This window comes from Methylobacterium sp. GC_Met_3, from assembly GCF_026540775.1.
In the GTDB taxonomy this organism is placed as follows: Bacteria; Pseudomonadota; Alphaproteobacteria; order Rhizobiales; family Beijerinckiaceae; genus Methylobacterium.
This window is the reverse complement of record NZ_JALNUL010000024.1, coordinates 65,098-73,378: the sequence shown is the minus strand read 5'-3', so window position 1 is coordinate 73,378 and position 8,281 is coordinate 65,098. Positions and strand designations below refer to the sequence as shown.

The window sequence follows — 8,281 nt, the reverse complement described above, 5'->3', positions numbered from 1 at the left end:
AAAAAACGAAGAGAAGAACGGATATTTTGTCTACGTCGCTCAAAGCCAAGCTTCCGTGGAAGAGCCTGTGGGGTCGCGCAATTGGCTTCCAGCCCGGAACGCGGCTTTCACCTACGCTGAGCTTAGCGCTCGAAGGTCGTTGGCGGAAGCAATGCGCACGACGATACAGTCGGACCGGTCGGTGACCGCGAGATTGTTAGGCGGGGACGATGCACCGCCGTCCATGCGACCGGTCGTCGAACAGCTGTCCATCGTCGACAAATCTTTGGTCCTCACGGACAAGGCCCTCGACGCCGAGATCAAGAAATTCGATCCCAACTGGAAAGGGGGGACTGAGGCGCAAAAGCGCGAAGCAATCGCCACCGAGCAATTGCGGATCAACCAGAGCATCGAGCGCAGCGCGGAGATGTTCGCCTCCGGTGCGTTTACAGTCGTCCAGTGCGAGGGCCCGAGCCTGCAGGATGGGGGCAAATACAGCGTCCTTACCGGTCTGATCTGGACGCCGAAACTCGCCGGAGTTGCGGAGACGATCTGGAATCCGACCCTCAAGATTCAGCCGGAGACGCCGCAGGCACCGGTCCGAAAGCAGTTCGAGGCGATCAAGGCCGACAACCCAGATTGGCTCGCGTACACGATGGGGGCACGCGTCTTCACGGATGAGAATGGGGAACGGGTCATCGTCGGCTTCGGCGTGGCGCCTCAGTCCAGCCTGATGCCGGCCGATATCAGCCGCGCCAAATTAGCGGCAATGGCCGCGATCCAGCGGTTCGTGAGCGAGCGGGTGTTAGCGACTGCGAAGTCGAAGGAGGCGTACGAAAGTCGGAAGGCGGCCGACGGCTCGATGCAGAGCTACAACCTCGATGCCTTGAACGATGAGGTCAGAGCCCAGGCTGGCGACCTTCAATTGAAGGGTGCGACCGACATCTTATCATGGCGTGGTGAACATCCCTGGTCCAAGGCGAAGATGCAGGTCGTGGCCGTGGCATGGAGCCAGCGCTGGGCAGCCGACGCTGAGGCGGTCGGTCGCGCGATGGGAGCCGCCGAGCAACGCATGACGCAGCAGGGAGCCTTGCCGAAGGCGCCGGCAGCGGCTGGGGGATCAGCCAGAGGCGCGCCTGCTGCAGCACCGGTGAAGGCGGGTGCAGGCGTCTCTACGTCCGATTTTTGAAGCCGTTACAGGGCTTGGCTTACGGCCGCAGCGAGAGGCCGTAAGCCAATCCTAGGGAACAGGTACTGCACCACCATCCTCGACCTTGGACCGAAGTTGGCGGAGGACTGACGAACGTCCGCTTTGGGAGAACGCCGACAGCGCTTCCGGCGACTGAGTTGGGTCGATAGGAGGCCGTCCGCTTTTCAGGTCCGCCCTCTCCGAAGCAGCCATTCCGCTAACGGCCAGATTACGCCATGCCGGATCGCTAATGCGCGCAAAACCGGTCGTTCGGTTTTGCGCGCAACTCGGACACTTGGATTATGTGCGGCTCGCTCGACGATCAGGTACAGGTCGCGAGTCGTACGCGAACGCTTTCGCCCGCTCAGCGTTTCAACCTCGGCCATGATCGTTGCACACCGTAGGCTGCCGCTGATACGGATGTTGGCCGCCTAGGCCAGGGCGATGGCCTCAACGTGCTGTGAGTCCGACGCCTTACGGATGTTCAAGCCGGCCCCTCTGCAGCCAGCTTGCGCGGTCGAGCGACCGCGATCCGGCACCGTCGACCTGATGCAGGAAGAGTTCGGCGTCGGCAGCTACTGCTTCGCGGCTTTCAGCTGCAGCGCTGGCTTGTTTATCTTTGGCAGGCCCACTTCCAGGCTTGGCAGCAGTCGGCCTATCGGCCGCTTTCACCGGCTCGGGACGGCAACGCAGCAAGTTTGCAGGGGAGGGGAGGACGAGGTCAGGCAAACCGAAACGCTGGAACCGTACCTTTGAGCAGGGTCTAGCTAAGTCCGAGCTGATGGCCGCTCCTTGGTTTGGGTGCGGCGCCGGGTCAGTATGAATAGGTTTCGCGCCGAAGCTGGGTTCAGGCGAGAATGTTGACGGCGCGGGCGGCGACGAGCGCCACGGTCAGCAGCGAGACCAGCGCCTCGGCCATCATCAGTAACTTGGCGCGCGCCGTCAGTGGCAGCGTGTCAGTGGGTGAGAAAGCGGTCGCGTTGGTGAACGCTAAGAACAAGTAATCTATAAAGCCCGGAACGAATTGCGCCCGCGCTTCAGCCGATCCGAAGGTCATCTGCGGGAACAGAAAGTCGGGATCTCGCGCGCTCGGGTGGCCTCTTAGAGCCGCACCACCGCGATCTGTCGTCCAGAACCACAGGGCGAAGATCACGACATTGGTGCCCCAGATATTGAGGGCATCCACGAGCAAGGTTGAGCCGCCAGCTGCCTTGCCGTTCAGGAGGGCGTGGACCAGGGCTGCGAGGGCGGCGGTGTTCGCCATGGTGACAAGCGCTGTCATGAAGAATGCCATCATGCGGATCAGGCGATGATGGTGGTGAACCTCGGCCCAGTGTGCGTCTGTCGTGGCGCGCCGCGCCCGACCCTGGTTCCGAGCCGTGGCGGCCGACAGTGGCACCAGCAGCACGAGTTCGAGCGTTGGGGCGAGCCAGCGGGGTCCGAGCGAGAAGTCATTCACAACGAGCCATTGAAGGCCAGCTACGCAAGCTATGGCGCTCCGCGCTAACCAGAAGTCCAGGGCTCTTGTCCGAACACGATCAGGGTGCGGCGGCCTCACCATCGACGACGTCCCCTGACCAGCTGTGCAACTGAGGCGAGCTGCCCCTAACGCTTTTTGCCCAACTCGGCGGCGATGCCCTTGGTCATTCGTGACAGCCGCTACAGCGGCTGTGCTGTTGCCATGAGCCATTCCCGAAGCTTGGTCCAGCGCGGCCGCATGTTGCCGCCGCGAACCGCGATCCCGAGCGCCTTGCGTTGTGCGAGCAGGACGACGAGTCGCTTGCCGCGGGTCACCCCCGTGTACAGGAGGTTCCTCGCCAGCATGGTCCAATGCTGCATGGCGAGCGGGATCACCACCGCCGGGTACTCCGAGCCCTGCGATTTGTGGATGGTCGTGGCGTAGGCGGGTACCAGCGTGTCGAGTTCGCCATAGGGGTAGATCACCTCCCGCCCGTCGAAATCGACGATCACCGCCCCCTCGTCCTGATCGATGCGTGCCACCGTGCCGAGATCGCCGTTGAACACCTCCCGGTCGTAGTCGTTTTGGCTCTCCATCACCCGGTCCCCAGGTGAGAAGCGCCAGCCGAACCGCTCTACCGAAACAGGGGGGTTTGGATTCAGCACCGCCTGGAGCTCATGGTTGAGGTTGCGCGCGCCGAGCACGCCGCGCTGCATCGGTGTCAGCACCTGCACTTCGCGGACAGGGTCGAGGCCGAAGCGGGCCGGGATGCGCTTGGTAACCACCTCGATCAGCGTCGCCACCGCGGGCTCGGGCTCGTCGATCTCGATCAGGTGGAAGTCGCTGTCCGCGCCCCGGGCGGCTGGCTCGGGCATCTTGCCGGCGTTGATCCGGTGCGCGTTCATGACGATCCGACTCTCGGCCGCCTGCCGAAACACCTCAGTGAGGCGCGCCACCGGGATAGCCCCCGAGGCGATGACGTCCGCCAAGACCTGCCCAGGCCCAACAGAAGGTAGCTGGTCAACGTCGCCGACGAGGAGCAGCGCAGCGTGCTCCGGGATCGCCTTGGTCAGGGCGTTCATCAGCGGCACATCGACCATCGAGGTCTCATCGATCACTAGCAGGTCGCAGGCGAGCGGGTTGTCCTCGTTGCGCGAGAAGCCGCCGTGCTTCGGATCGATCTCCAGCAGGCGGTGGATCGTCTTGGCCTCCAGCCCGGTCTGCTCAGTCATGCGCTTGGCCGCCCGGCCGGTTGGGGCGGCGAGCAGCACCTGCACGCCTTTCGCCCGCAGGATGCGCAGGATCGTGTCGAGCGTCGAAGTCTTGCCCACGCCCGGACCGCCGGTGATCACCGCGAGCTTGGCGCCGAGCGCGAGCCGCACGGCTTCCCCTTGCGAGGGCGAGAGCGTCTTTCCAGTCTTCTCTCGGACCCAGGGCATTGCGCGGGCGAGGTCGATCTCTGGCCAGGGCGGCGCGCCCTTCGTTCGGCGGAGCAACCGCTCGGCGATCATTCGCTCGGCGGTGTGAAGCCCGGTCAGGAAGATGCACGCCTTGTCGCCGAGGATGTCCTGCACGACTTCGCCGATCTCCAGCACGTCGAGCAACGCCGAACGGATCAGCGTGGCATCGACGCTGAGAAGTTCGCCCGCGAGCTTGATCAACTCCGCCACAGGTAGCGCGCAGTGTCCGCCATCGGTCGCGCTCTGAAGGGCAAACGAGATACCCGCGCGCAGCCTCTGCGGCGCCTCCGGGGTCAGCCCGAGCTTCATCGCGATGGCGTCGGCGGTCTTGAAGCCGATGCCCCGGATGTCTTTGGCCAGCCGATACGGATCCTCGGTCATGACCGCGATGGCCTCGTGGCCGTAGGTCTTGAAGATCCGCACCGCCCGTGCCGTTCCGACACCGTGGGCATGCAGGAACAGCATGATCTCGCGCACGGCCTTCTGCTCGGCCCAGCCCGCGATGATACGGGCGGCGCGCTTCGGACCGATGCCGGCGACCTCGGGCAGGCGCTGCGGCTCAGCCTCGATGATCTCGAACGTGCCTTCCCCGAAGGCCGCGACGATGCGCTTGGCCATGGCCGGACCGATGCCGCGCATGTGGCCCGACGCGAGGTACTTCTCGATGCCCTCGACCCCGGTGGGGGGCGTGACCTTGAGGGTATCGGCCTTGAATTGCACGCCGTGCTGGCGATCCGTGTGCCAGATACCGGTGGCGGTGATCCACTCGCCAGCCGCGATGGCGGGGGCATGGCCGATCACCGGCACGAGATCGCGCTTACCCCGCGCCTGGACCTTGAGCACGCAGAAGCCGGTCTCGGGGCTGTGGAAGGTGACGCGCTCGATGGTGCCGGCCAGCGCCTCGATCTCTGGACCGGCCGAGCCGGGGAATGCGCGCGCAGCCACGGCGGCTATGAGATCCTACGGGCCTGCCTCGGAGATCGACGCCTCGATGCTGTACGAGCCGTTTCCACAGTATGGGCCGCTGCTCACAAGATGTCATGGTGCTGATCGACACAGCGGGCAGTGTCGGCGTGCATTCAGTCTGTGAGGCACCAGCTATGTTCGATGTGACGAAGATGCTGGCCAACGCGCTCGGCGAGCACCTCGCGCTCACCTACCAGCGCACTTTCGGCAGTCGCGAGCCACGTTTTGCCGAGGTGATCGAGGCGTCCGCACGTCTGACCATCGAGCGCATCGTCGGCAGCGACGCGCTCTACCACGATGGCGACCATACCGCCCTCGTCACCCTCGTGGCTCAGGACATCCTGCGCGGCCGGTTCCTCGACAAGGGGATCACGCCGGAGGATTGGCTGCACATGATCCTGGCCGCCCTGTACCATGACATCGGCTACGTGCGCGGTGTCTGCTCAGGTGACCGGGCGAATGCCTTCGTCATCGATGCGCAGGGCACAACCGTCGGTTTGCCGCGGGGAGCCTCGGACGCGGCGCTGGCGCCCTACCACATCGAACGCTCGAAGCTGGCGGTACAGGAGCGCTTCGGCACGCATGATCTCGTCGATGCGCCGCGGGTGATGCGCGCCATTGAGCTGACCCGCTTCCCCGTGCCCGCGGACGACGAGCACCGCGAGACCGGGACCGAAGCCGGCCTGTTGCGTGCGGCCGACCTGATCGGACAACTCGGCGATCCGCTATACCCCCGCAAACTGAACGCGCTGTTCCACGAGTTCGCCGAGGTCTGCCTTGACGACCAACTCGGCTATGCCAACTCGGCTGACCTCGCAGAGCGGTACCCGGCGTTCTTCTGGGGCAAGATCGAGCCGGTCATCGGGGATGCCGTCCGCTATCTCGATCTCACTGTTGAGGGGCGGAGCTGGGTGGCCAACCTCTACAGTCATGTGTTCGCGATTGAGCATGACCGGCGTCGCATGGGACCGCACCCAGGCTGAGCCGCAGAAGTAGTCCTCAGCACGAGCGATAGTGATAATAACGTTCGACAAGCACCACGCTCACGCCATTAGGTCTCGTCGGCTTTGCGCCCAATTCGGTCATCAAGCTAGCCTCGACAATGCCTTATGAGCGGACGCGATCGAACAAGCACGGAGGCCTGAGAACGCCGGACAAATCCGCAGTGAGCGGGTTAGGCGGGTATAGACGCGCTCGTACCCCACGGCCTCTGGCGGTGGTCGGGCCGCTTCTGCCATCCGAGATTGAGCAGCCGAAAGGCGGGAGGCCGCGCGTCTCGGACCAGGTGGCGCTGGCAGGCATCATCCTGATCCTGCGTACCGGCATGCAGTGGAAGCATCTACCGCGTTCCGGGGTTGGCTGCAGCGGCAAGACGGGTCCGCGGCGGCTCGGCGGCCCCGCACCGCGCGAAACTGGCGCAGCTTCAGGATGGCGATGTGCCCGATTGGTCGCGCGCAGTCCTCGATAGTGCCAGCCTATAGGCAAAGTGGCCCCCTCGAGGGGTCCGGGCCCGATGGACCGCGGCCTCGTTCCTGCAAGTCTGCGGGTTGCCAGGTCCGGCAATGGTACTGGACCACCGCGAGCGGTTGTCCGACCGCCGCCCGCGCAGAGTGGGACTTGTCCGATGAAGCGGCGTACGTTGTTGCAGGGAGCCGGATCCATCGTGGCGAGCGCAGTCGCGGCACCATCCCTGGTCCGCGCGGCGGCCACCACGACCCTGCGCTTCATTCCGCAGCAGGATCTTGTCACCCTCGATCCGGTGATGACCTTCGCGTACATCACGCGCAACCACGGCTATATGGTCTTCGACACCCTCTACGGCATGGACGGCGCCTATCGCGCCACGCCGCAGATGGTCGAGGGCCACCGGATTGAGCAGGACGGGCGCCGCTGGGACCTGACCCTGCGCGATGGCCTGCGCTTCCACGACGGCACGCCGGTTCTCGCCCGCGACTGCGTCGCCTCCCTGCGGCGCTGGGCCAAGCGCGACCCGTTCGGCGGCTCGCTCATGGAGGCCACCGACGAACTCTCCGCGCCGGATGACCGGACCATCCGGTTTCAGCTCAAGCAGCCATTCCCGCTCCTGCCGATCGCGCTGGGCAAGGCTTCGGTGCCGGTCTGCGCCATGATGCCGGAGCGCCTCGCCGTCACCGACCCGTTCCAGCAGGTCCCCGAGCTGATCGGCTCGGGGCCGTTCCGCTTCAAAGCGGACGAGCGCGTGCCCGGCGACCGCACCGTTTACGCCCGCTTCGAGGGCTACGTGCCCCGCAAGGACGGAGCGCTCACCTGGACCTCGGGTCCGAAAGTTGTCCATTACGACCGGGTCGAGTGGCGCGTGATCGGCGACACTTCGACGGCGACCTCCGCGTTGATCGCCGGCGAGGCCGACTGGCAGGAATACGCCTCGCACGACCAGCTTGGCCTCCTGAAGGCCGCAAAGGGCCTGACCACCCGCGTGCTCGACACGACGGGGTTCGTCACGATGCTGCGGGTCAATCACCTGCAGCCCCCCTTCAACAACCCGGCGATCCGGCAGGCGCTCTGGGGCGGGATCGATCAGACCGCCTGCATGCAGGGCGTCGTCGGCGTGGACGATCCCGCCCTGTTCCACGTCCCCCTCGGCTTTTTCTGCCCCGACACCCCGATGGCCTCCACGGACGGGCTCGGGCCGCTCGATGGCCCGCGCGATCCGGCCAAGGTGCGCGCAGACCTCAAGGCCGCGGGCTACAACGGCGAGACCGTACTGTTGATGGTGCCGTCGAACTCGGCACCCCTACTGGCGCTTGGTCAGGTCGCGGCCGACCTGCTGCAGCGGGTCGGCATGAATGTCGAGGTCTACGCGGTCGAGTTCAACGCGATGCTGCAGCGGCGCAACCGCAAGGGGCCGGTCTCGGAAGGCGGCTGGAGCGCCTTCGTGACCAACTGGTCCGGCATGGATTGGCTGAACCCCGCGGGCTACATCGCCCTGCGCGGCACCGGCGAGACCGGCTATGCCGGCTGGGCCACCACCCCGCGGATCGAGTCCTTACGCGGCGCGTGGTTCACCGCCCCGGACGAGGCGGCCCGCGCCGCGCTCTGCCGGGACATCCAACTTCAGGCGATGCAGGACGTGCCCTACTACCCGCTCGGCCAGTACCTGCAGCCGACCGCCTTCCGCTCCGGCCTCACCGGGATCCTCGACGGGTTTCCGACCTTCTGGAACGTGCGGCCCGCCTGAGGATCACGGCG

At 65.5% G+C, this 8,281-nt stretch carries 5 protein-coding genes and 1 pseudogene; 4 read left to right on the top strand and 2 right to left on the bottom strand.

Annotated features, from left to right (window positions below; all coding sequences use genetic code 11):
• Positions 1-1,168: hypothetical protein (locus OXS27_RS22245; RefSeq protein WP_267358702.1), on the top strand; the 1,168-nt coding region annotated here is incomplete at its 5' end.
• An 847-nt stretch (positions 1,169-2,015) separates the two neighbouring features.
• Here OXS27_RS22245 and OXS27_RS22240 read toward each other — a convergent pair.
• Both OXS27_RS22240 and OXS27_RS22235 read right to left on the bottom strand, forming a co-directional pair.
• Positions 2,016-2,465 (bottom strand): hypothetical protein, encoded by a 450-nt coding sequence (locus OXS27_RS22240; RefSeq protein ID WP_243925274.1) that lies wholly within the window; start codon positions 2,463-2,465, stop codon positions 2,016-2,018.
• Positions 2,466-2,827: 362 nt separating this feature from the next.
• Complete coding sequence (locus tag OXS27_RS22235; protein WP_267358701.1) at positions 2,828-5,032, bottom strand: ATP-dependent RecD-like DNA helicase; 2,205 nt, start codon at positions 5,030-5,032, stop codon at positions 2,828-2,830.
• A gap of 155 nt (positions 5,033-5,187) precedes the next feature.
• Here OXS27_RS22235 and OXS27_RS22230 point away from each other — a divergent pair, with 155 nt between their 5' ends.
• The 3 genes and pseudogenes from OXS27_RS22230 to OXS27_RS22220 all read left to right on the top strand — a co-directional run bounded on the left by OXS27_RS22230 (position 5,188) and on the right by OXS27_RS22220 (position 8,270).
• Positions 5,188-6,036, top strand: a complete 849-nt coding sequence (locus OXS27_RS22230; RefSeq protein WP_267358704.1) for a metal-dependent phosphohydrolase — start codon at positions 5,188-5,190, stop codon at positions 6,034-6,036.
• Positions 6,037-6,237: 201 nt separating this feature from the next.
• Positions 6,238-6,531, top strand: a pseudogene (locus OXS27_RS22225) (transposase); the annotation flags it as partial.
• Positions 6,532-6,677: 146 nt separating this feature from the next.
• Positions 6,678-8,270, top strand: coding sequence for an ABC transporter substrate-binding protein (locus OXS27_RS22220; RefSeq protein WP_267358700.1), 1,593 nt, complete (start codon positions 6,678-6,680; stop codon positions 8,268-8,270).
• Positions 8,271-8,281 lie beyond the last annotated feature (11 nt).

What these genes read in the sequence shown, in the direction of transcription:
- OXS27_RS22240 (WP_243925274.1), bottom strand. Translation starts at nt 2,465, where the DNA reads ATGATGGCATTCTTCATGACAGCGCTTGTCACCATGGCGAACACCGCC.
- OXS27_RS22230 (WP_267358704.1), top strand. Translation starts at nt 5,188, where the DNA reads ATGTTCGATGTGACGAAGATGCTGGCCAACGCGCTCGGCGAGCACCTC.
- OXS27_RS22220 (WP_267358700.1), top strand. Translation starts at nt 6,678, where the DNA reads ATGAAGCGGCGTACGTTGTTGCAGGGAGCCGGATCCATCGTGGCGAGC.